This window comes from Halodesulfovibrio spirochaetisodalis (assembly GCF_001672295.1).
GTDB lineage: Bacteria > Desulfobacterota > Desulfovibrionia > Desulfovibrionales > Desulfovibrionaceae > Halodesulfovibrio > Halodesulfovibrio spirochaetisodalis.
The window spans coordinates 67,074-87,367 of record NZ_JXMS01000013.1 but is presented as its reverse complement, the minus strand read 5'-3'; the positions used below and the strand labels follow the sequence as shown (position 1 = coordinate 87,367).

21 protein-coding genes and 1 rRNA gene are annotated in these 20,294 nt (G+C 46.2%); 6 read left to right on the top strand and 16 right to left on the bottom strand.

Features of this window, described 5'->3' with window-relative positions:
* The 4 genes from SP90_RS09095 to SP90_RS09075 all read right to left on the bottom strand — a co-directional run.
* A 16S ribosomal RNA gene (locus SP90_RS09095) occupies positions 1 to 352 on the bottom strand; the annotation flags it as partial.
* A gap of 419 nt (positions 353 to 771) precedes the next feature.
* Entirely contained in the window at positions 772 to 1,110 is a 339-nt protein-coding gene (locus SP90_RS09085; RefSeq protein WP_066854794.1) for a hypothetical protein, read from the bottom strand.
* A gap of 270 nt (positions 1,111 to 1,380) precedes the next feature.
* Positions 1,381 to 2,394, bottom strand: coding sequence for a bifunctional heptose 7-phosphate kinase/heptose 1-phosphate adenyltransferase (locus SP90_RS09080; protein ID WP_066854791.1), 1,014 nt, complete (start codon positions 2,392 to 2,394; stop codon positions 1,381 to 1,383).
* A 75-nt stretch (positions 2,395 to 2,469) separates the two neighbouring features.
* Positions 2,470 to 3,363 carry a ParB/RepB/Spo0J family partition protein gene (locus SP90_RS09075; RefSeq protein ID WP_066854786.1) on the bottom strand — a complete coding sequence of 298 codons (894 nt, stop codon included), beginning with the start codon at positions 3,361 to 3,363 and terminating at the stop codon, positions 2,470 to 2,472.
* Between the two features lie 84 nt (positions 3,364 to 3,447).
* Here SP90_RS09075 and SP90_RS09070 point away from each other — a divergent pair, with 84 nt between their 5' ends.
* Positions 3,448 to 3,888, top strand: coding sequence for a hypothetical protein (locus SP90_RS09070; protein ID WP_066854782.1), 441 nt, complete (start codon positions 3,448 to 3,450; stop codon positions 3,886 to 3,888).
* 16 nt (positions 3,889 to 3,904) lie between these two features.
* On the opposite strand, the gene SP90_RS09065 is transcribed toward SP90_RS09070, so the two are convergent.
* From SP90_RS09065 to SP90_RS09035, 7 genes are all read right to left on the bottom strand, one after another.
* The gene (locus SP90_RS09065) at positions 3,905 to 4,684 is read right to left on the bottom strand and encodes a ParA family protein (RefSeq protein WP_066854780.1); all 780 of its coding nucleotides are present in this window, start codon (positions 4,682 to 4,684) and stop codon (positions 3,905 to 3,907) included.
* Between the two features lie 439 nt (positions 4,685 to 5,123).
* Positions 5,124 to 6,131, bottom strand: a complete 1,008-nt coding sequence (locus SP90_RS09060) for an NAD-dependent epimerase (RefSeq protein ID WP_066854778.1) — start codon at positions 6,129 to 6,131, stop codon at positions 5,124 to 5,126.
* A 72-nt stretch (positions 6,132 to 6,203) separates the two neighbouring features.
* Positions 6,204 to 6,965, bottom strand: a complete 762-nt coding sequence (locus SP90_RS09055) for a slipin family protein (RefSeq protein WP_066854776.1) — start codon at positions 6,963 to 6,965, stop codon at positions 6,204 to 6,206.
* 48 nt (positions 6,966 to 7,013) lie between these two features.
* Positions 7,014 to 8,372 carry an NfeD family protein gene (locus tag SP90_RS09050; protein WP_066854775.1) on the bottom strand — a complete coding sequence of 453 codons (1,359 nt, stop codon included), beginning with the start codon at positions 8,370 to 8,372 and terminating at the stop codon, positions 7,014 to 7,016.
* Positions 8,373 to 8,636: 264 nt separating this feature from the next.
* Positions 8,637 to 9,449 (bottom strand): hypothetical protein, encoded by an 813-nt coding sequence (locus SP90_RS09045; protein WP_066854773.1) that lies wholly within the window; start codon positions 9,447 to 9,449, stop codon positions 8,637 to 8,639.
* Entirely contained in the window at positions 9,431 to 10,639 is a 1,209-nt protein-coding gene (gene coaBC / locus SP90_RS09040) for a bifunctional phosphopantothenoylcysteine decarboxylase/phosphopantothenate--cysteine ligase CoaBC (RefSeq protein ID WP_066854771.1), read from the bottom strand. Before coaBC ends, SP90_RS09045 begins: the two co-directional genes overlap by 19 nt.
* Positions 10,640 to 11,206: a hypothetical protein gene (locus SP90_RS09035; RefSeq protein ID WP_066854768.1), complete on the bottom strand. Its 567-nt coding sequence runs from the start codon at positions 11,204 to 11,206 to the stop codon at positions 10,640 to 10,642.
* Between the two features lie 158 nt (positions 11,207 to 11,364).
* Here SP90_RS09035 and queA point away from each other — a divergent pair, with 158 nt between their 5' ends.
* The 5 genes from queA (at position 11,365) to SP90_RS09010 (ending at position 15,231) form a co-directional block, all read left to right on the top strand.
* Positions 11,365 to 12,483, top strand: a complete 1,119-nt coding sequence (queA, locus tag SP90_RS09030; protein ID WP_066854765.1) for a tRNA preQ1(34) S-adenosylmethionine ribosyltransferase-isomerase QueA — start codon at positions 11,365 to 11,367, stop codon at positions 12,481 to 12,483.
* 143 nt (positions 12,484 to 12,626) lie between these two features.
* A complete protein-coding gene (locus SP90_RS09025; protein ID WP_020001130.1) occupies positions 12,627 to 12,854 on the top strand; it encodes a 4Fe-4S dicluster domain-containing protein in 228 nt (75 codons plus the stop codon).
* Between the two features lie 3 nt (positions 12,855 to 12,857).
* Positions 12,858 to 13,919, top strand: a complete 1,062-nt coding sequence (locus SP90_RS09020; RefSeq protein ID WP_066854762.1) for a 3-methyl-2-oxobutanoate dehydrogenase subunit VorB — start codon at positions 12,858 to 12,860, stop codon at positions 13,917 to 13,919.
* Positions 13,920 to 13,922: 3 nt separating this feature from the next.
* On the top strand, positions 13,923 to 14,681 hold the full coding sequence (locus SP90_RS09015; RefSeq protein ID WP_066854759.1) for a thiamine pyrophosphate-dependent enzyme: 759 nt from the start codon (positions 13,923 to 13,925) through the stop codon (positions 14,679 to 14,681).
* 1 nt (position 14,682) lies between these two features.
* Positions 14,683 to 15,231, top strand: coding sequence for a 2-oxoacid:acceptor oxidoreductase family protein (locus tag SP90_RS09010; protein WP_066854756.1), 549 nt, complete (start codon positions 14,683 to 14,685; stop codon positions 15,229 to 15,231).
* A gap of 351 nt (positions 15,232 to 15,582) precedes the next feature.
* Here SP90_RS09010 and SP90_RS09005 read toward each other — a convergent pair whose 3' ends face one another.
* The 5 genes from SP90_RS09005 to SP90_RS08985 all read right to left on the bottom strand — a co-directional run bounded on the left by SP90_RS09005 (position 15,583) and on the right by SP90_RS08985 (position 20,294).
* The gene (locus SP90_RS09005; protein WP_066854745.1) at positions 15,583 to 16,911 is read right to left on the bottom strand and encodes a transcription antitermination factor NusB; all 1,329 of its coding nucleotides are present in this window, start codon (positions 16,909 to 16,911) and stop codon (positions 15,583 to 15,585) included.
* A 35-nt stretch (positions 16,912 to 16,946) separates the two neighbouring features.
* Positions 16,947 to 17,792, bottom strand: coding sequence for a DUF116 domain-containing protein (locus tag SP90_RS09000; protein WP_066854742.1), 846 nt, complete (start codon positions 17,790 to 17,792; stop codon positions 16,947 to 16,949).
* Between the two features lie 14 nt (positions 17,793 to 17,806).
* The gene (gene fmt / locus SP90_RS08995; RefSeq protein WP_066854739.1) at positions 17,807 to 18,796 is read right to left on the bottom strand and encodes a methionyl-tRNA formyltransferase; all 990 of its coding nucleotides are present in this window, start codon (positions 18,794 to 18,796) and stop codon (positions 17,807 to 17,809) included.
* A complete protein-coding gene (gene def / locus SP90_RS08990) occupies positions 18,781 to 19,281 on the bottom strand; it encodes a peptide deformylase (protein ID WP_066854737.1) in 501 nt (166 codons plus the stop codon). The genes fmt and def overlap by 16 nt, the downstream gene beginning before the upstream one ends.
* Before the next feature lie 233 nt (positions 19,282 to 19,514).
* Entirely contained in the window at positions 19,515 to 20,294 is a 780-nt protein-coding gene (locus SP90_RS08985; RefSeq protein ID WP_066854734.1) for a tetratricopeptide repeat protein, read from the bottom strand.

The following is a 20,294-nucleotide window of genomic DNA, read 5'->3' as shown; positions in this document are numbered from 1 at the left end:
TGCTGCCTCCCGTAGGAGTCTGGGCCGTGTTCCAGTCCCAGTGTGGCAGGCCACCCTCTCAGGCCTGCTATTCATCGTTGCCACGGTAGGCCGTTACCCCACCGTCTAGCTAATGAAACGCGGACTCATCTACTGGCGAGAGCTTTCAAGAAGAGGCCCCCTTTCCCGTTACCAGCGTATACGGTATTAGCAGTCGTTTCCAACTGTTGTCCCGTACCAGTAGGTAGATAATCCACGCGTTACTCACCCGTGCGCCACTCTACTCATCTCCGAAGAGACTTTCGCGTTCGACTTGCATGTGTTAGGCACGCCGCCAGCGTTCAATCTGAGCCAGAATCAAACTCTCCAGTTTAATAATTCTGTATTGTGACATCCACTACATAAGTAGCAGATGACGCTAGCTGATCTCTAAATCAATCCGATTCGCTATTTAATTGTCAAAGAGTTTCAAAGCGACAACAAAAGACCAGTTGTCTTCCGAAGTGCGAAAAGCGTTTTGCCTTATCTCTCTTCGGGAGTCAACCTCTTTTTTCATCTTTTTTTTCGAAGAAGTTGTCTTTTTATTTTGCGTCGTAATTTGAAAATGAACAGCTGCCGTTGCGCCCTGTTTGGGCTGCTCCGTTGCAGCGAGAGACGTTCTATGCAAACACGCCTCTATCGTCAACAACTTTTTGAAAGTTTTTTAGTTTTTTTCTCAACAAATGAGATCTTAAATGCAATCCAGCCTTGAATCTTAAATAAAACCAGCCAATTATCAGCAGTAGAGTCTCATTAAAAAAATAACGGATTTTCAAAATTTTCGAGATCATACCAGCAGTCTTTATCGATGATCTGAGCATCTTCTACAACAAGAACTCTGTTTTCAGCATTTGTAAGCCACTTTGAAAGAATACCTTCTCCCTCAAAATTGCCTACTATAGTGATGGTGTCCCCGTCTTTTAATCCGATTTTTGAAATTTTTACGATCTCATCTTTTTGTAAAACAACTATCACACGTGAATTCAATTCAATAAAAACATCATTCAGCTTGCTTTGGTCTATGCGTGTAATGGTGCCTTCCACATGAACGATTTTTCCGTCCAGTTTGAGGATAACCTTATCTTTGGCCAAATATCCCCTATACAACTCATTTGCACTATAGTTCTTTAGCTTACTCATGGATGCGCAGCCTGCACAAAGCAGCATACAGCTACATAAAACAATAGCGCATACTGATCGAACCTTACTCATATTCATTACGCAGTACCAAAAAAAGCCCGGAGAATTCTCCAGGCTTATTTATACTATTAACTGTTACACGACTGATCTTAGAGGCGTAGCAGACTTTATAAAACATATTCCTGAATTATTGTCGGGAATATGTTTACACGTAACTACCAGCTAAGTCCATTTTTCAACAGGCGGTAATGGCAGTGTTTGAATAGTTTCTACCAGCTGATCAGGTGTGACCGATGCAGCACCTACATGCCCTACAACCACACCAGCTGCATAGTTAGCAAGGACACAAGAATCCACGAGTGAACAACCGGAGGCAACTGCTAGTGCTGCTGTGGCAATAACCGTATCACCAGCTCCCGTTACATCGAAGACTTCCTGTGCCATTGTTGGAACATGCCACACCGTGTCTTCGTCATCAAAAAGAGCCATACCAAGCGGACCAAGCGTAGTAAGCAACTTATCGCAACCAAGCAGGCGGAAGATCTCGCGACCGGCTTCTAAAATCTCTTCTCTGCTACCAACAGGAAGATTTGCGCCTTCGCTTGTTTCTTTTGCATTCGGTGTCAGGATAAATACGTTCTGATACAGCTTAAAGTTACGGGTCTTAGGATCAACAAAAATCTTTGGACGACGCTCCTGAGCATCACACAGGAAGCTCAAACGTTCCATAAACTCTTTGCTAACAAGCCCCTTACCGTAATCAGAGACGATAACAACCTCGTATTCATCAATACAATCTTCTACTCTCTCCATGAGCTTATCAAGCTCTTCACCTTGGATGGTTGCCGTATCTTCTCTATCGATACGAATCATCTGTTGATTGCTGGCAAGAATACGAGTTTTGCGAGTAGTTTTACGGGTACCGATCTGCAGAATGTCGTGCTCGATTTCTTCAGAATCCAAGAGAGCATTCAATAAATCAGCGCCCATTCCAGCACCGGAAACTGTAATAATTTTTGGGGCACCACCAAGTGTGCGAACATTTTTCGCAACGTTTCCGGCACCGCCGAGAACGTGTCTGTCGCTACTCACATGAACAACCGGAACAGGAGCTTCTGGAGAAATTCTGTCCGCACTACCCATCAGATACTCATCAATCATAATATCCCCGATGATGAGTACTTTTGAGCCTGCAAAGCTATAAACACGCTCTGCGAGTGTATCTTTATTTACCATATATATAGTTATCCTCAGAACAATGACACTGACAAGTTAACCTCAGTCTGCCATCTATCCTAATATGATTCCGAATTATCCAGCTTGTTTTATACCCAGCTTTCCTAACAGCTCATGAAGCTCTTCTTCTGAACTGTAGGCCAAAGTTACCTTACCTTTTTCTTCTGTACCGCTCATGGTAACTTTGTTGCTAAAAAGAGTACTCAACTGAGTTTGAAAATCTCGTAACACTGCTGACTGCTGAACCTTAATGCTTTCTTTTTTAGGCGCATCAGGAACCGTAAAACTTTTGTGCTCCTTCCAAGATGCAGCGATAGCTTCCGCCTCACGAACTGTCAGCATTTGAGAGACAATAATACCAAGAAAATCGATTCGGGCAACATCATCCACAGAAAGAATCGCACGGGCATGGCCTGCTGTAATACTTCCTGCTGATAACGCGTCCTGTGCCATATCTGGAAGCTGAAGAAGACGCAATGTGTTTGCAATGGCTGAACGGCTTTTGCCCACCTGCTTTGCCAGATCTTCCTGAGAAAGAGAGAATTGATCCTTCAACTCCTGAAGCCCTTTTGCTTCTTCAAGCGGCGTTAAATCCTCACGTTGCAAGTTTTCAATCAACGCGATGGCAAGAGTTTCCATATCGTCCAGTTCGCGAATAACTACCGGAACCTCACGGAGACCAGCAAGCTGGCTTGCTCTGAAGCGGCGTTCACCGGCAACAATCTCATACACACTTTGTCCGTTCACCACTGTCGGCCGAACAAGCAACGGCTGAAGCACACCTTTTTCGCGAATGGAAGCAGCTAAATCTTCCAGTGCTGCATCGTCAAACTGCTTACGAGGCTGATTAGGATTTGCCTGTAGAAGTCGAAGCGGAAGTGTATTTGGGCTCTCGCTTTCTTCAACATTTTCTGTATTTTTAAACAGTGCATCCAACCCACGACCAAGGCCTCTTTGTGCGCCTGCCATATTTATCTCCTTGACAATATGTCTTTTGAACATGACTCTTGGATATTCACACCCATAAACAATCGGCACGTTATGGAGGCTGGAATGTCCGAATATGAAACCCATGTGAAGCCACTATACGACCGTGATGGTAATCTACACGGCGTACTGCTCAGCCCTGAAATTTGGGCGAAAGCTGGCAAAAAAATATCAGAGATTCTTGATCAGGCTCAGGGCAAAACCGACTCTGAGATTCATCAAGAACCTATTGAAGACTGGAACATGTTTAAAGATTACTGGGACTTTAAATATCCGTTCAACCCTAAAGTCACATGCAAAGCATGTGGTGCAGAGACCGAGAACTGGGAAGAGGATAATCCTAGAATCTTTCACCTTTCAAATGCTTCATTAAGCGGCCTGCTTGTTTTCCATTGTGAAAAATGCGGCGGTACTGTTCGTAAAAAGCATTTTAAAGATCACATTTGTTTTGAAGCTACAACACACACCGGCGAATCTTGTGAGCCGGAGTGTATCTATCCAGAATAGCTGCAACGTATACAATCTATCTCACAGGCGCAGTGGCATTACGCATTGCTATTTCTTTAGCAAGTGCAAGATATGCTGCTGCGCCTTTTGATTTAATATCATAGTGAATGATTGATTTTCCATAGCTAGGTGCTTCGGAAAGCCGCACATTACGAGGAATAATCGTCTCAAAAATATGCTCAGGGAAACAACGCTCTACTTCATTTTTTACCTGTGAAGAAAGCTTGTTTCGCTTATCGAACATGGTAAGCACGACACCGAGTAATGACAGATTAGTATTAAGACGTTTTTTTACCTGCTCATAAGTCTGCAATAATTTTACAATTCCTTCCAAAGCATAAAATTCGCACTGAAGCGGAATAAGAACTTCCTGCGCTGCACAAAGGGCATTCAACGTAATAAGCCCGAGTGATGGCGGGCAATCTATAATAATGTAGTCGAATCGGGATGCCACATTGTTCAGCACATCTTGCAAATAGTATTCGCGTCCCATCTTATCAACAAGTTCAAGTTCAACAGCTACCAAGTCAGTAGAAGCAGGCAGCACAGAAAGATACGGGGTACGTGTGGGATAAATAGCGTGCAGGGCTTTTTCGGGTGTAAAAAAAGTGCGGTATAAATTGCTGGAAAGGCTTTCTACATCAAGGCCGATACCACTTGTTGCATTTGCTTGCGGATCACAGTCAACGAGTAAAACCCGCTTTTCCATTACAGCCAATGATGCTGCCAAATTTACAGATGACGTAGTCTTGCCTACCCCACCTTTTTGGTTAGCTACAGCAATAATCCGTGCCACATGAACCTCTCTTGTACAGTTGAAGAAGGAAAATTATGTAGTTTGTTTCACGTGAAACGTCACAAAAACATCCAGTCCCACCCTCTCAAAAATCAAATTTTCCAGAATAACTTTTCCATTGCTAGTGAAAATAATGTGTTTATGTCAACACAAAGCAATGAACATTGCCTAACAAAAGAGACATCATTTCTCCTGTTATACTCGAATACCAAAGGTAAACTAATTAGAAAGTGTATTTGAACTTTTTTTGTGTTTCACGTGAAACCATCACCTGCAATTTCACATTCAACACAACTTTACTCTAATAAACTCTCCTCTATAATCTCCAAATACATTTGCCTTTGTATTATGTGTATTCAAAATAAAAGATGGGAAACAAGAATGCACAAAAAAAGGCTCTCAACTGAGAGCCTTCATTTGTTTCACGTGAAACGCTGAACTACACTTTGTAGTATTCGCGATACCAATCAACAAACGCACCAACGCCTTTTTCGATTGGAGTATCCGGTCTGAATCCAACGTCGTTCATTAAATCATCAACATTAGCATATGTTGCTTCAACGTCACCCGGCTGCATTTCCATCATATTCTTGATAGCTTTCTTACCGATTTTTTCTTCAAGTACTTCAATGAAACGACCTAGCTCAACGCAATTGTTGTTACCGATATTATACACACGGTATGGAGCAGTGCTTGAAGCCGGATCTGGATTATTGCTATCCCACTCCGGATTTGGCTCAGGAGTTTTATTTGTTACGCGCACCACACCTTCTACGATGTCATCAATGTATGTGAAGTCACGCTTCATTTTACCGTGGTTGAATACGTTGATCGGCTTTCCTTCAAGTATTGCTTTAGTAAACAGGAAGAGTGCCATATCAGGACGCCCCCAAGGGCCGTACACTGTAAAGAAACGCAGACCGGTTGTAGGAAGACCGTAAAGGTGACTGTAGGTATGCGCCATAAGTTCGTTTGCTTTTTTACTTGCCGCATACAAGCTGACCGGGTGGTTTACTGCCTTATGAGTGTCGAACGGCATATTCGTATTTAAGCCGTATACAGAGCTGGAAGAAGCATACACAAGATGCTTAACACCGTTATGACGACAGCCCTCAAGAATATTCCCAAAACCAACAAGGTTGGCATCAACGTAAGAATCAGGATTTTCGATGGAGTATCGAACACCAGCCTGACCAGCAAGGTTTACAACATGGGTGAACTGCTCTTCTGCAAACATCTCACGCATAGACTTGCGGTCTGCCATATCAAAATCTGCATGGCGGAAATTTGGATTTTCAATAAGAGGGGCAATGCGGTCTTTCTTAAGCTGAACGCTATAGTAGTCGTTCATATTGTCCAGACCAACTACTGAATGACCAGCAGAAAGAAAACGCTGGGACAGAGCAGAACCGATAAAACCGGCAGCTCCGGTTACAAGAATATGCATTCAAAAGCTCCTGAAGGTGCAGTGAAAGTGTATGTAATCCGAGCCGCCGGTTATCGTTCCGTTGGGTCGGAATTAAGTATCGTCAGTTGATTCAACGCCTTTTTGTGGCATGAGTCGAGTCACTATGTCCAGTGGTATTGGAATCAGTGTTGAGCCAGCGTTACCGGACATTTCCTGCATAGTCTGAAGGTAACGCAACTGAAGCGCCTGAGGGTGACGAGATATAATTTCAGCAGCCTCTGAGAGCTTGGCCGCAGCCTGATATTCACCTTCTGCATTAATTACTTTCGCTCTACGCTCACGCTCTGCTTCAGCCTGCTTCGCCATAGCGCGCTGCATCTCCTGTGGTAAATCAATATGCTTCAACTCAACAGAGTTTACCTTAATCCCCCACGGAGCCGTCTGCTTATCCAGCAAATCCTGAATCTGCATATTCATTTTTTCACGATGAGCGAGCAGCTCGTCCAACTCTGCTCCACCACAAACACTACGTAATGTGGTTTGCGCTAGCTGTGATGTGGCAAACAAAAAGTCTTCTACTTCAATGATCGACTTAGTAGGCTCGACAACTTTAAAGTACACAACCGCGCTCACCTTAACTGACACGTTATCACGAGTAATAACGTCCTGAGATGGAACGTCGAGTGTCAGGACTCGCATGGAGACTCGAATCATACGGTCAATAACTGGAATGAGAATGATAAGTCCTGGCCCTTTAGCATGAAGCACACGTCCAAGCCGGAATACTACCGCCCTTTCATATTCATTCATAATACGGATAGATAACACCAAAAAAACGACTACTACACCAACTACTGCTGAAATCGTATACATAATCGCTCCTGAAAATTGTATCAGTTGTGTGAGTTATTTCATTACCACTTATTCTTTATCAATAGTCACGGTAAGATCGTGTACTGCTTTCACAATAACTTTTGATCCTTTGGGCAAATCTATTCCATCCGGATGTTTCTCTGGATCAACAACGGCATTCCAAAGAGTCCCGTACGCAAAAATCCGTCCCTTTTTTCCCTGCCATGTAGAAACTTCCGCAGGTGAACCAATCATAGCCTCAATACCACTTGCTGGTTTTTTCCGTAACGCTTTTGCTGCAAGATAGGTTGCTCCCCCCATAATAAGGGCAATCGAACCTGTGGTTCCCAGAACCAAAGAAACAGGGAGCGCCATATGCCCACCCTCTTCAGGAAACAAAATGAGGGAACCAATAAGCAGTGCAGCCACACCTCCTACCGAAAGTAATCCGTAACTTGTTATGTTGATCTCAAGAGCAAACAGCACAATGCTGAATAAAATGAGAAGAAGCCCTGCGATATTTGTAGGCAGAATAGACATGGCATACAGACCAAGCAAAAGAGAAAGCGCACCGATTATTCCGGGTATCATTGCTCCTGCATGAGTAAATTCTATGAAGAGACAAGCTATACCTGCCAGTACAAGCAAGTAGGCAACTTGTGGGTCAATGAGCCACGAGAGCACTCTATACCGGAATGTTGGTGTATATTGAATAAGATTAATCTGCTCCTGAGAAAAGTATGTTTTCCCAGCTACTCCATTGATTCCATGCTTTCCGGCCTGTATCAGAAAATCCTGAATACTCGGAGCAACCACCTCTACAACACGGGCTGTTGCTGCCCGTTCACTGGTTATTGTTGTGCTATTACGAACGGCATCTTCATACCAGTTTAAATTTCTGTCATGTCTCGCTGCAATTGTTCTGACCAAACTTACCAGATCATTCACCACTTTCTTACTCATGGTCGGGTCAATGTTTTCTCCCCCCGCTCCTACAGGAGACGCTGCCCCCATTGTTGTTTGAGGAGCCATTCCTGCAAAAGCAGAAGCTGCTACAATAAACACTCCAGCACTGGCTGCACGTGAACCGCTGGGGCCAACCCAGACAAGCACAGGAATGGAAGAATTGAGCATTGTTTTTACAATGTCCCTCATAGATGCAACAAGCCCACCCGGAGTATCCAATTCAAGCACGACAAATTGTGCCCCGATATCTGCTGCCTGTCGAAGCACATTATCTGTTAATTCAACCTGAGCTGGGCCAATTCCTCCCTCGATTGAAAACTGCACAATTGTAACTTGAGATTTTTCGCCATTTTTTGAGGTCTCTACGAGCGTTTTTTCTTCGGCAGGTAGGGTGTTTGCTTGCAAAAACACAAAAAACGCCGCAAACAGGCTAATAAGTGCTATAAAACACGAATGGCTCATTTCAACCTCCAAACTAGCAGCTAACAAGGAATTATTACTAAATAGTACCTTAGTCTAAATCGGATTAGGAGATAATACCAGTATGGAAATTTCTTCTTTCACTCACATTTCAAAAAGCTTCACGTGAAACAAAAAAACACCCTCTTCTCAAAATATGAAAAGAGGGTGTCTATCAATACTGTCTATAAAACGAAGTGACACATTTATTGAACCGATGTTGTCGATCACAAACAGGCAACCATGTGCACACTATATTCTATGGTGTTACCTCGGCAACCTGATTGCAGTTCTGAGATACGCAACTACCGGAGCAAGCATGCTTGGAGATTTCACAAGGTAATCTACATCCGGCAATGCAATAAGTCGGTGTCCAAGAAATTGAGTAAACAAGTAAGGACGCAATGTAGAATCCGGCATAAAGCTTTTTAATGCCTTTGAACCGAAGACAACACTGTAACGCGGACGTAGTCTGCGCAGACCAGCAAGAAAAATTTCCGGTGCTGGCGTTAAGTCATCGGCAACTTGCCCACTTGCAGCCACAGGCCAGAACGAACTTGTTCCGCGTGGAAGGTTGATACTACTGATAAGCTTCTTGAGCACTTCTCGCCGCTTAGGATCAGCATGACCGGAAAGATCATCACCCAACGACCAGTATGTCCATACAACAGGACTCGGAACCTGTACCTTACTCCAGTAGCCTTGCCACTGTTCAGGCCATTCTTCGGGCGGCTTATTTGTGGGATGAATAACAAGGGACGGCATAGAACGCGGCGGAACCGCAGATGATTGCGGTGCTAGTCGCTGAGCACGTTGTGTCTGCTGTGCCTGTTGCGGGTGTCTTTGCGCAGGCTGCTGCGCTACTTCACGGGATTGTTGAGGAGATGATTGCTGATACTGCTGTGGTGCTTGCGGTTGAACAGGCGCAACTGAAGACTGGGCTGGCTGAGACGCAGCTGCTGAAGCATGTGCATCAGCCATGGTCTGCGCAATGGAGCCATCCTCGTCAAAAAGGAAGCGGAGTCCGGCGTTATGCCAAGGACGAATCTGTTCGCTAAGAACTACAGTTGAAGAAGCCAATCAAAAACTCTCCATGCAACTTCCGGTTTAGGTGCCAAAGGCCAATCTTCCTGTCTGCCGTTTTTATCTACAATGCAGACTTCATTAGTGGCAGTACCAAAACCGGAACCACTTTTAGCAACATTGTTCCCCACAATAATATCTGCATTTTTTGCAGCAAGTTTCTTTTTCATATTATCGTGAAGATTGTCAGTTTCTGCCGCAAAGCCGATGACCTTCTGACCATCCTGCTTAGCAGTCCCAAGGGTTTTAAGGATATCTACAGTCCGTGTAAAGGAAACAGTTAGGTCATCTCCACCCTTTTTAAACTTGGAATCACCAAAAGGAACTGGAGTGTAATCAGCCACAGCAGCTGTGAACACACCTATGTCGATTGCATTCCACAAAGAATCAGCTGCTTCATACATATCTGCCGCGCTGGTTACATCATGGCGTGTAATTACCGAAGGCAGCCACGGTGTTCCCTGTCCGCAAATGGCATGAACTTTTGCCCCACGCAGCCATGCTGCAACCGCAAATGATGCTCCCATTGTACCGGATGAAGGGTTTGACCAGAACCGGACACCGTCCCACTTTTCACGGGTAGGCCCGAGCGTTACCATAACAGTCTGACCAGCCATATCCTGCGGTGCTAATGCACGAAGGCCGTGCAGATAAATGTCTTCAACCGCAGCAAGACGCCCTTGCCCTTCTTCAAGGCATGCAGTACGTCCGCACCCCGGTTCAACAACAACGTGTCCGCGATTACATAGCTTTTGGATATTTTCCTGTGTAGCTGCATTGTGCCACATACGAGGATTCATAGCCGGTGCAATGACCAGCTTTTCAGGAAACGCCAGCGCCTGACAGGAGAGCATATCGTCTGCCAGACCATTTGCAAGACGCGCAATCGTGGTCGCTGATGCCGGTGCAATCACAAAGGCATGGCAAGCTTCTCCGGGCATAAGATGACCGAAAACATCATCACCAACCGGATACATCTGAGAAAAAACAGGCGACGCGCCAAGCGCTTCAAAGCTCAACGGAGTGATAAACTGCTGTGCAGAATCTGTAAGAGTCACTCCTACATCAGCCCCGCTGTCTTTAAACATCCTCAGCAGATCGAGGCCCTTGTATGCAGCAATAGAACCGCTGACACCAAGGTGCAGGCGCTTTCCGAGAAAGCCTGTAAACGCTATATGAGACTTCACCTAGCTATCCAATCCTTCTTCTGTAGCCATATCGGATACCGGAGCCTGAGATGCTGTTGATTTTGGCGCTTTTCTAGCTGACTGAGGTTTCTCAATAAGCGGAAGCGGTTTTTCCAGCATCATAGAGTCCTGTTCCGGACGTGGAGACACCCAGATTTCAAGATCTGTTCTAAACGTGTTTGTGTCCGTAATGTTAATAATAGCAAAGCGGGTAGGCTTGGTGAAGAGCAATAATGTGCGCGGTGACGCAAACTGGAAACGCAGTTCCCAACCGTCCTGCTGCATTGTTGAGATCATTGCTCTTGTAAGAGACATAAAATCAACATTACCGGAAAAAACAAGAACACCTGTCTGCTTGTGCCCCATACCATGGACAAACATCTGAGATTCGTCAGCTTTCATTTCAGTAGGCACACGAACATCAGGAAAATTGTAATACATGAATTTAGATTCAGCTGCAGCCTGAGGATTTCCTGGAGGCTGTGATGTGCCGGAAACATTTGAGAGAGTACAACCGGATAGTATCACGCAAAGAGCTACGGTAGAAAAAAGTAATCGGGCTCGCATTGGCCGCTCCTTTATGATTGAGTCTTATGAAGTTCAGGTGTAGGCACATTGAGTGCACATCATGTATATATAATGTTACGTGGCAATATAAATAGCGCAATGCACGACAAACCGCAATTTACCGCCATCCTTAAATAGTAGATGAATGGATTATTATCATGGAACGAGACAGTCACTGTACTCACAAAGACTTACAAACAATTCCTGAAGACTTCAGGCTCTCATCATATACATACGATCTGCCTGAAGATCAGGTAGCTCAACATCCTGCAGATAAACGCGGAAGCTCCCGCCTGTTTGTTATTAATAGAGAAAGCGGTGAAAACCACGCCGCCATGTTTACAGATCTTGCAGATTTTCTTCCGAAAAACGCTCTGCTGGTTGTTAACAACTCCAAAGTATTACCGGCACGTCTGTACGGTCAGCGCCCTTCCGGTGGTAAGGTAGAGTTTTTAATGCTCACTCCGCTTCCGCTGATTGAGCCTATAGAAAGCGGTGAATGGAAAAGCGCCACAGTCGAAGGGCTCATGCGCATGTCCAAGCGCGTAAAAGTAGGTACCAAAGCTGAATTTGGTAATGATCTTTGGATTGAAGTAACCGAAACAGCCGAATTCGGACGCTGCGAAGCAACTATGCACTGGCGTGGTGAGCTGCGCGACCATTTCCTCAATCAAGGGCACCTGCCGTTGCCACCATACATCAAGCGTGAAGACACAACAGCGGATAAAGACAGATACCAGACTGTATACGCAGATGACAGCCAACTCGGCTCTGTGGCAGCACCTACTGCCGGTCTGCACTTTACCGAAGAAATGCGTGAACAACTTTCACAAAGCGGAATCGAATGGGCAGAAGTTACGCTGTATGTTGGGTACGGAACATTCTCCCCTGTGCGTTGTGACGACATCCGCGAACATACAATGCATAAAGAGTTCATCGAGCTGACAGATGAAACCGCACAAAAAATAGCCAAAGCCAAAGCAGAAGGTCGTCCGGTTATAGCAGTAGGAACAACCTCTTCCCGCGTACTGGAAGGTGCTTTTAAAGAAGCTGGAGGCATTGCGCCATTCAAGGGCTGGACAGATATCTTCATCTATCCGGGCTACAAATTTAATGTGGTTGACCACATGATTACCAACTTCCACTTACCAGAGTCGTCACTACTGATGATGATCAGTGCATTTGCGTCTAAAAAGCGCATTCTGGAAGGATATGCAGAAGCAATTGAAAAGGGCTTCCGAGTATTCAGCTATGGCGACTCTATGCTGATTATTTAAACAGTTTCAGATAATTATAAATGGTATTGTAATGCGTACTCACTTTTGACATACTTGTCGCCGTTACTCTATCAATAAACCGTTTCTCATTTCACATGAAAACGACAACTTACTGATCTTACTCATAAAGTCGAGGTGAAAACATGGCACGGGTTGAATTCCGCGAAGAACGGTGTAAGGGCTGCATGCTCTGTTCTACCGTTTGCCCAAAAAAAATTATCTGCCAGTCCTCCCGCTTTAACCAGCAAGGGTACAAAGTGGCAGAGGTGAAAGCAGAAGACATGGAAAACTGTACAGGATGTACCTCCTGTGCGCTTATTTGCCCTGACCTTGTTATCAAGGTCTACCGCGAAGAGAAAAAGGAGAAGTAGCCCATGTCCAAAACCAAACGAATTTTCATCAAAGGTAACGAAGCTATTTCCCGTGGTGCTCTTGCTGCTGGTTGTACCTGTTACTTCGGCTACCCTATTACTCCACAGAACGATATTCCTGAATTCCTTTCCACCAAAATGGCAACCGTCAACGGTGAATTTGTTCAGGCTGAATCCGAAGTTGCTGCTGCAAACATGCTCCTCGGCGCTGCTGCCGGCGGTGTTCGCGCAATGACTACTTCCTCTTCCCCTGGTGTATCTCTCATGCAGGAAGCTATTTCCTACATGGCAGGCTCTGAACTTCCTGGTGTTATTGTTAACGTAAACCGCGGTGGACCGGGTCTTGGTGATATCGGTTCCTCTCAGGGTGACTACTTCCAGTCTACCCGAGGCGGCGGACACGGTGACTACCGTACTCTCGTACTCGCACCGGGCACCTGTCAGGAAGCATACGATATGATGATCGAAGCATTCGATCTTGCATTTAAATACCGCAACCCTGTTCTTGTTCTTGCTGATGCTATTGTCGGCCAGATGAAAGAACCGGTAACTCCGTGGGAGCCAAAAGCTGCTGACAACCACGGTGCAGAAGACTGGTGCATTGATGGTGCTCAAGGTCGCGAAAAGCGTCTGCTCAAATCCCTCTTCCTCGAAGACGGTGCACTTGCAGGGCAGAACCGCAACCTGCAGTCCAAGTATGAAGCAATGCAGGCTGAAGCACGCGCAGACGTTTTCGAATGCGACGATGCTGACCTCGTAGTTGTAGCGTTCGGCTCCATTGGCCGTATCGTTAAATCTACCGTTCGCCGCCTGCGTTCCGAAGGCAAAAAAGTCGGTCTGGTACGTCCACTTACACTGTACCCGTTCCCGTCTGAAGTACTTCGCGATCTTGCCAAGCAGGGCAAACGCTTCCTTACTATTGAACAGAACTGCGGCCAGATGGTAGACGACGTACGCCTTTCCGTACGTGGTATTGCAGATTCCGAGTTCCACGGTCACATGCCAGGCGACCTCCCTGGTTCCGATGACTTTATCGCACCTATCATCAAGCATCTGGAGGACTAGGGAATGTCTGAAAAACTCGTTTTCGACGCACCTGAAATCATGATCGACCGCCCTACGCATTACTGCCCGGGCTGTCATCACGGCGTTGCACACCGCCTTGTGGGTGAAGTGCTTACCGAAATGGGACTTGTGGACGACACACTTTGTGTTGGCTCCATCGGCTGTTCCGTATTTATCTACAACTACCTTGATGTAGACGCTGTTGAAGCACCGCATGGTCGTGCACCAGCTGTAGCAACCGGCCTCAAGCGTGCGCATAAAGATAAATTTGTTTTCACCTATCAGGGTGACGGCGACCTCGCTTCCATCGGTCTTGCTGAGATTGTTCACGCTGCAAACCGCGGTGAAAAAATCTCTGTAGTGTTCGTCAACAACACCGTATACGGCATGACTGGCGGACAGATGGCTCCTACAACTCTCGTAGGACAGAAATCTACCACCTGCCCTGACGGTCGCTGTGCTGACGAACACGGTCAGGCAATCCGTATGAGTGAAATCATCGGTGGCCTCGGCGGTACTGCATACTGCGAACGCGTGTCTCTTGACTCTGTTAAGAACATCCGTCGTGCAAAAAAAGCACTCCGCAAAGCGTTTGAAATGCAGATCAACGGTACAGGCTTCGGTTTCGTAGAAATGCTCTCCGCATGTCCTACTAACTGGAAAATGGATCCGGTATCAGCAAACACCCGCATCACTGAAGAAATGATCCCGTACTTCCCTCTGGGAGTATTCAAAGATGTGACCAAGGACGGGGAGGAATAGCATGTATCAGGACGTTATTATCGCCGGTTTCGGTGGTCAGGGCGTTATGCTCATCGGTAACCTGCTTGCATACGCAGGCATGGAAGCTGGCTCTGAAGTTACCTACATCCCTGTATACGGTCCGGAAATGCGCGGCGGTACTGCAAACTGCACCGTTGTAATTTCCTCTGAAGACATCGGTTCCCCGATCATCCAGAGTCCAAAATCTCTGATCATCATGAACCAGCCTTCCCTCGATAAATTCCAGCCAAAGCTCGTCGACGGCGGTGTTCAAATTCTGAACTCCTCCCTCGTTGACCCTGAAAAAGCTGAAGACCGCGTAACAACCTACACTGTTCCTGCTAACGAAATTGCCGACGGACTCGGCAACACACGTATGGCAAACATGGTTGCTCTCGGTGCTTACGTTCAGGCAACTGGCTGTGTACCACTCGAACAGGTTAAAAAATCACTTTCTTCTGTTATCAGCTCCCGCTACAGCCACCTTATCCCTAAGAACGCTGAAGCACTTCAGGCTGGCGCTGACCATGTAGCAGCACAGATGAAGTAGAGTACTAGATGTGCCTCCGGCGGGCAGGCGGGTTTCACCCCCTGCACCCCCACAAGGGGACGCGTCCCCTTGACCCCGTTTAGGGGGGAGTTATTAGAATGTAAAAGGATGGAGTATATCACTCCATCCTTTTTTATTATCTTCATCACCAGAATATAGGTTTCTTCTCCCTTCTCCCTTCTCCCTTCTCCCTTCTCCCTTCTCCCTTCTCCCTTCTCCCTTCTCCCTAAAAGGCGTAAAAAAAGGTGGAGTCAAAAACTCCACCTTTTTTTGTATTATTAATAGGGGTCAAGGGGATGGTATCCCCTTGTGGGGGTGCAGGGGGTGAAACCCGCCTGCCCGCCGGAGGCTCTATGGCTTTCTCAACAGCGCGACATAGAAATATTCGCCGTAGGTGCTGTCATCAGGAGTTTGCCACTCTTTTTCAAGCTTCACTTCTGGATGTCTCTCAAGAAACGCCTGTACTTGTTTTTCGTTCTCATCCGGATTGATTGTGCAGGTCATGTACACAAGCAGGCCGCCTTTTCTGAGAAGGGAGTAGGTGTTTTCCATAATTTCTTTCTGAACTTCTATAAGGTCAGAAATCCCTTCAGTTGTTCGATGGTAACGAACATCTGGGCGTCTGGAGAGGGTTCCGAAACCAGAGCATGGAACATCAGCAAGAATCGTTGCTGGTGGATCCTCCAGCAGCGGAGAGCCTTTTTTAGGCGGCATTGCAGCTGACATTTGCAGAGAATCCGGCGGATACATTGCAAGTCGCTCTGCCTCTTCGCGCATACCAAGCAGGCGTTTACGGGAAGTATCGGAAGCAAAGACAACATCAACATCCTGTTCCAACAGAGCATAGGTTTTGCCGCCGCGTCCGCAGCAACAATCCCAGACAGGAGCTTCCCATGTTTCTGGCAGAGCTTCGCGCAAGACTTCCTGAGAAGCCATAGACTGACGGGAAATAAGCCCGTCGTTAATCATAGTCTTAAGCTCTGCAGGTTGTGAGCCTGCTGGATACAGGATACCGTACCCGATTGTCTCAATGCTTTTACCGTCGTTGGTAAGCTCGTTCACAAGATCCATAGCAGCTTCAAATGTCCGGTTAACACGAATACCAAGCGGAGCATGTTTTTGTGCGTTAGCTAGAAGTATTTGCGTCCGCTCTTCACCGTATGCATCCATCCACGAACTTACAATCCATTCCGGCATGGAATGCCATGCTGCGAGCAGGGCAATATCCGACATATCTTTTGTGCGGATCGATTCCATATCGTGGGCTTTTTCGCCCATGCGATCGAGGTTACGCAGTACTGCATTTGTCAGTTTACCAAGACCTAGGGAAAAACGTTTTTTAACGTATCCTACGCACCAGTCGACAGAAGCGTAGACAGGAATACGGTCAAGATACAGCATTTCATAGGCTGCAAGCCCCATCACACTGGCGGCTTTTTTCGGGAGTTTTGAACTGTCCTTCAGGAATAGCCCTAATAAGGCCTCAATACGCCCTTTAAAACGCAAATAGCCATACACCAGCTCAGTACATAACGCAGAATCCTGCGGTGTAATCTTCTGATTATTAAGCTGGTAATCCAGCGCTGCCTGAACGTCGCGGCCTTTATCTAACACCTGTGAGATTACTTCAAGCGCGACCGAACGAGCTGGCGGTAATGCTGAATCTTTACTTCTAGCCATATACTGTATTCCTTAAAAATTTCTATCTGTGTGCCTTAGCACTTTGTATCCATTTCGCCGAACGCTGCTTCAAATTGGAGCGGTGGCGCTGGATTATCGATAAACATGCGGAGTGAACGTTCCATTGAAAGTTCTGGAACAATTGTATCAAGACACGGGCCGCATGGACGCTCATTAAGAACGCCGTAGACCGGAAGCGGATAAGTATCCTGAATACCGGAAGTAAGATCACGTTCGCATGCAACAGCGATGATAAACTTCGGTCGTTCTTTCACCACAATACGGCGAGCAATGGTGCCACCGGTAGCAATGGCAAACTTTACACCATAATGATCGCGTAACTTAAGCAGCATGGAAACCGGACAACGACCACAACGCTTACAGTTATCCACGTTGTAGGAAAGACGCAGCGAACAATCACTGGCCTGCAAACAATGCGGGGTGAGAATAAGAATATCTTTTGCGGCGAATTTGCCATTCTCAGAACGCACAAGTTCGTTATTCACGCGAATAAACGACTGACGCACTCTACGCTTATCAATACCCAGCAAACGGGCAAGCATGGTCATCAACGGCAAGAAAATGCGGATGGTAAGACCGCGCATTTTAGCAGAGCCTAATACTGCTCTCCCTTTAAGAATCTGGAGAACAAGACCGAGAGATGCCCAGCAGATGCAAAAAATAGCACCGCCGAAAATGAGGCCGAAAATATACGGCAACGAAGGGTGAATATTAGAAAACCCAATGAACGGAATAATCCATCCTGCCAGCAACAATGTGCACAGCAAAATAGAAGTGCCCGTAATAAGGCCGATAAACAGCCTTTTACGGGCTCCGTAATACCGTTCAGGATTGTTTTGATCTTTTTTATGAAGCCACATGTTTTTTCTTTGTGCTAGCAAAGCCCTTCACCGGAACATGTTGCGTCATCGCATTGCGCAAGATATCCGCAGGCAAATGCCTTTGCATCCATAACTTTCTTATTAGCAGGGCGCAGGTTACGAACAAGATATGCTCTGTCTGCTGTTGCTATGGCAATGGCGTCGTCCTGAAGCCCGAGTACAGTACCCGGTGCAAAGCCTTCCTCAAGTTCTGGCCCGATGCTGCCCGGTTCAATAGCAACCCGCACAGATTTCTTACCTGCACGTTCAAGAATAAAATATCCGCCCGGCCACGGGGAAATACCACGTAAATGGGCATGGAGTTCTAATGCTGTTTTGTTCCAGTCCAGCAGGCCTTCTGCTTTAGTAAGCTTTGCAGCATGCGTAGAACGATCATGATCCTGCACTTTCGGATGCAGATCACCCACAACAAGCTTTTGTAACGCTTCAACCAGCAAATCACCGCCAAGCACAGCCAGTTCATCATGCAATGTACCGGCAGTATCATCAATACCGATGGCGAGTGCACGCTGAAGAAGAATAGGGCCGGAATCCAGACCTTTCTCCATCTGCATAATGGTAATACCTGTTACCGGATCACCATTCATAATAGCACGCTGGATAGGTGCAGCGCCACGATATTTAGGCAATAATGATGCATGCACATTGATAGCGCCGTATGTTGCAATATCAAGAACACGCTGCGGAAGAATAAGCCCGTAAGCAGCAACAAGAAGAACATCCGGCTTAAGCGCGGCAAGCTGCTCTACATCTGCATCTTCTTTAAAATTAAGAGGCTGATAAATATCGTAGCCTTTTTCAAGAGCGAGCCCTTTTACAGCTGATGGCTTACATACCTGCCCTCGTCCGCATGGGCGGTCAGGCTGTGTATATACCCCAACAACCTCTGCTCCTTTCCACTGAGATACACGGTCAAGAATGGTTGCCGCAAAATCAGGGGTGCCCATGTATACGACGCGAAGTTTTCCTACCGCTTCATCCATTTTTTCACCTTCTTATCGTACATTGAACGTTTAAGACGGCTGATTTTATCGATGAAAAGCACGCCATCAAGGTGATCTATTTCGTGCTGCAGACAGATAGCAAGCATGCCATCTGCTTCAATGGTAATATCGTTACCTTCAAGATCCTGAGCTTTAACCGTCACCGTTTCAGAGCGTTTAACCTTTGCGCGGTATCCCGGAACAGAAAGACACCCTTCCTCTGAATCACAAGAGCCTTCAGCTGTCACAATAACAGGATTTACCAGTGTCATAAGATCATTGCGTACCTCAGGGCCGGACACATCAATTACAACAAGACGGTACAGAGCGCCAACCTGAGGTGCAGCAAGCCCGATTCCGTCTTCTTTGTACATGGTTTCAACCATGCCGGCAGCAAGTTCTTTAATCTCTTCGGTAATCTCTTCAACAGGCTTGCTCTTTTCAGCAAGACGCTCGTCAGGGTAATGTAATACTTCACAAATCATATATAAAATCTCCTTCCGGTAACTCTCAGAACCGGAACGGTTGTATGCCTTGTCTGTCAAAAAGACAATTTTTCATTCCGCAATGCGCTAGTGATAAATAAGCACGATTCTCTATGCTGAAAAGGGATTTTTTGTACCCTGATTTTCAGACGAGGGAGTGCAGAGGGGGAACCCCGTTTCATATAAAACGAGGTTCCCCCTCTGCCCGCCAAAGGCAAAAATACCAGTTCGAGTTACTTCTGTAAGTTTTTCAAGCGGAACTCAATAACCTTCGGGTTAGGATACGTGTCCTTAATTTCTTTCAACATGGTTATAGCCATAAGCGGCCTTTCCTGCTGTTCGTAAATGTCTGCTAACAATAATTTCGCACGGGACGCAAGCGCTACATCCACAGCCTTATATTCAAGCAATGAATGTAAGTTTTTCTCAGCGTCAGAATACGCCCCAAGATACGCATATGCCTGCGCAAGATCATAGATACAACGCTGTTTATGCTCCATGTTGTTGTAAGCCAGCTGACGGCAATCTTTAAAGGCATCAACGGCAAGGCCGTATTCTCCGCGCATAAGATACGCTTTGCCTAGATTAGCATATGCAGTTGCTTCTTCATCAATGGTAACGCCGGGAGCACTCAAAAGCTGTGACCAGACTGAAATTGCGTCTGCCCACATACTTCCTTCAGTAAAAATTCTGCCCTTGCTGATGAGAATTTGTCTGTATCGTTCAGGTTCCACAGAAAATTCCAGCAGCATAGCATCAAGCAATTCCACTGCCCGTTTTTTATTTCCGCGAATACTTATTGTAATATCAACAAGCCGGTTCCATACATCCCATCGTTCCGCTGCGAATTCATTGTCACGCAGGTAACGCTGGTAGACCCGCTCTGCTTCGGAATATTCTTTTTTAATATATGCCTTGCGCGCTCTGGAAAGATCATCCTCGACCTCCGGCTGCATGCAGCCGGAGACGAGGATGGTTGCCATCGCTAAAAACAATAGAACACGTCGGTTCAT

Coding starts and splice junctions, on each gene's coding strand:
- SP90_RS09080 (WP_066854791.1), bottom strand. CDS start 2,394: ATGGTAAATAAAGATACACTCGCAGAGCGTGTTTATAGCTTTGCAGGC.
- SP90_RS09075 (WP_066854786.1), bottom strand. CDS start 3,363: ATGGCAGGCGCACAAAGAGGCCTTGGTCGTGGGTTGGATGCACTGTTT.
- SP90_RS09070 (WP_066854782.1), top strand. CDS start 3,448: ATGTCCGAATATGAAACCCATGTGAAGCCACTATACGACCGTGATGGT.
- SP90_RS09060 (WP_066854778.1), bottom strand. CDS start 6,131: ATGCATATTCTTGTAACCGGAGCTGCCGGTTTTATCGGTTCTGCTCTG.
- SP90_RS09055 (WP_066854776.1), bottom strand. CDS start 6,965: ATGTATACGATTTCAGCAGTAGTTGGTGTAGTAGTCGTTTTTTTGGTG.
- SP90_RS09050 (WP_066854775.1), bottom strand. CDS start 8,372: ATGAGCCATTCGTGTTTTATAGCACTTATTAGCCTGTTTGCGGCGTTT.
- SP90_RS09035 (WP_066854768.1), bottom strand. CDS start 11,206: ATGCGAGCCCGATTACTTTTTTCTACCGTAGCTCTTTGCGTGATACTA.
- queA (WP_066854765.1), top strand. CDS start 11,365: ATGGAACGAGACAGTCACTGTACTCACAAAGACTTACAAACAATTCCT.
- SP90_RS09025 (WP_020001130.1), top strand. CDS start 12,627: ATGGCACGGGTTGAATTCCGCGAAGAACGGTGTAAGGGCTGCATGCTC.
- SP90_RS09020 (WP_066854762.1), top strand. CDS start 12,858: ATGTCCAAAACCAAACGAATTTTCATCAAAGGTAACGAAGCTATTTCC.
- SP90_RS09015 (WP_066854759.1), top strand. CDS start 13,923: ATGTCTGAAAAACTCGTTTTCGACGCACCTGAAATCATGATCGACCGC.
- SP90_RS09010 (WP_066854756.1), top strand. CDS start 14,683: ATGTATCAGGACGTTATTATCGCCGGTTTCGGTGGTCAGGGCGTTATG.
- SP90_RS09005 (WP_066854745.1), bottom strand. CDS start 16,911: ATGGCTAGAAGTAAAGATTCAGCATTACCGCCAGCTCGTTCGGTCGCG.
- SP90_RS09000 (WP_066854742.1), bottom strand. CDS start 17,792: ATGTGGCTTCATAAAAAAGATCAAAACAATCCTGAACGGTATTACGGA.
- fmt (WP_066854739.1), bottom strand. CDS start 18,796: ATGGATGAAGCGGTAGGAAAACTTCGCGTCGTATACATGGGCACCCCT.
- def (WP_066854737.1), bottom strand. CDS start 19,281: ATGATTTGTGAAGTATTACATTACCCTGACGAGCGTCTTGCTGAAAAG.
- SP90_RS08985 (WP_066854734.1), bottom strand. CDS start 20,294: ATGAACCGACGTGTTCTATTGTTTTTAGCGATGGCAACCATCCTCGTC.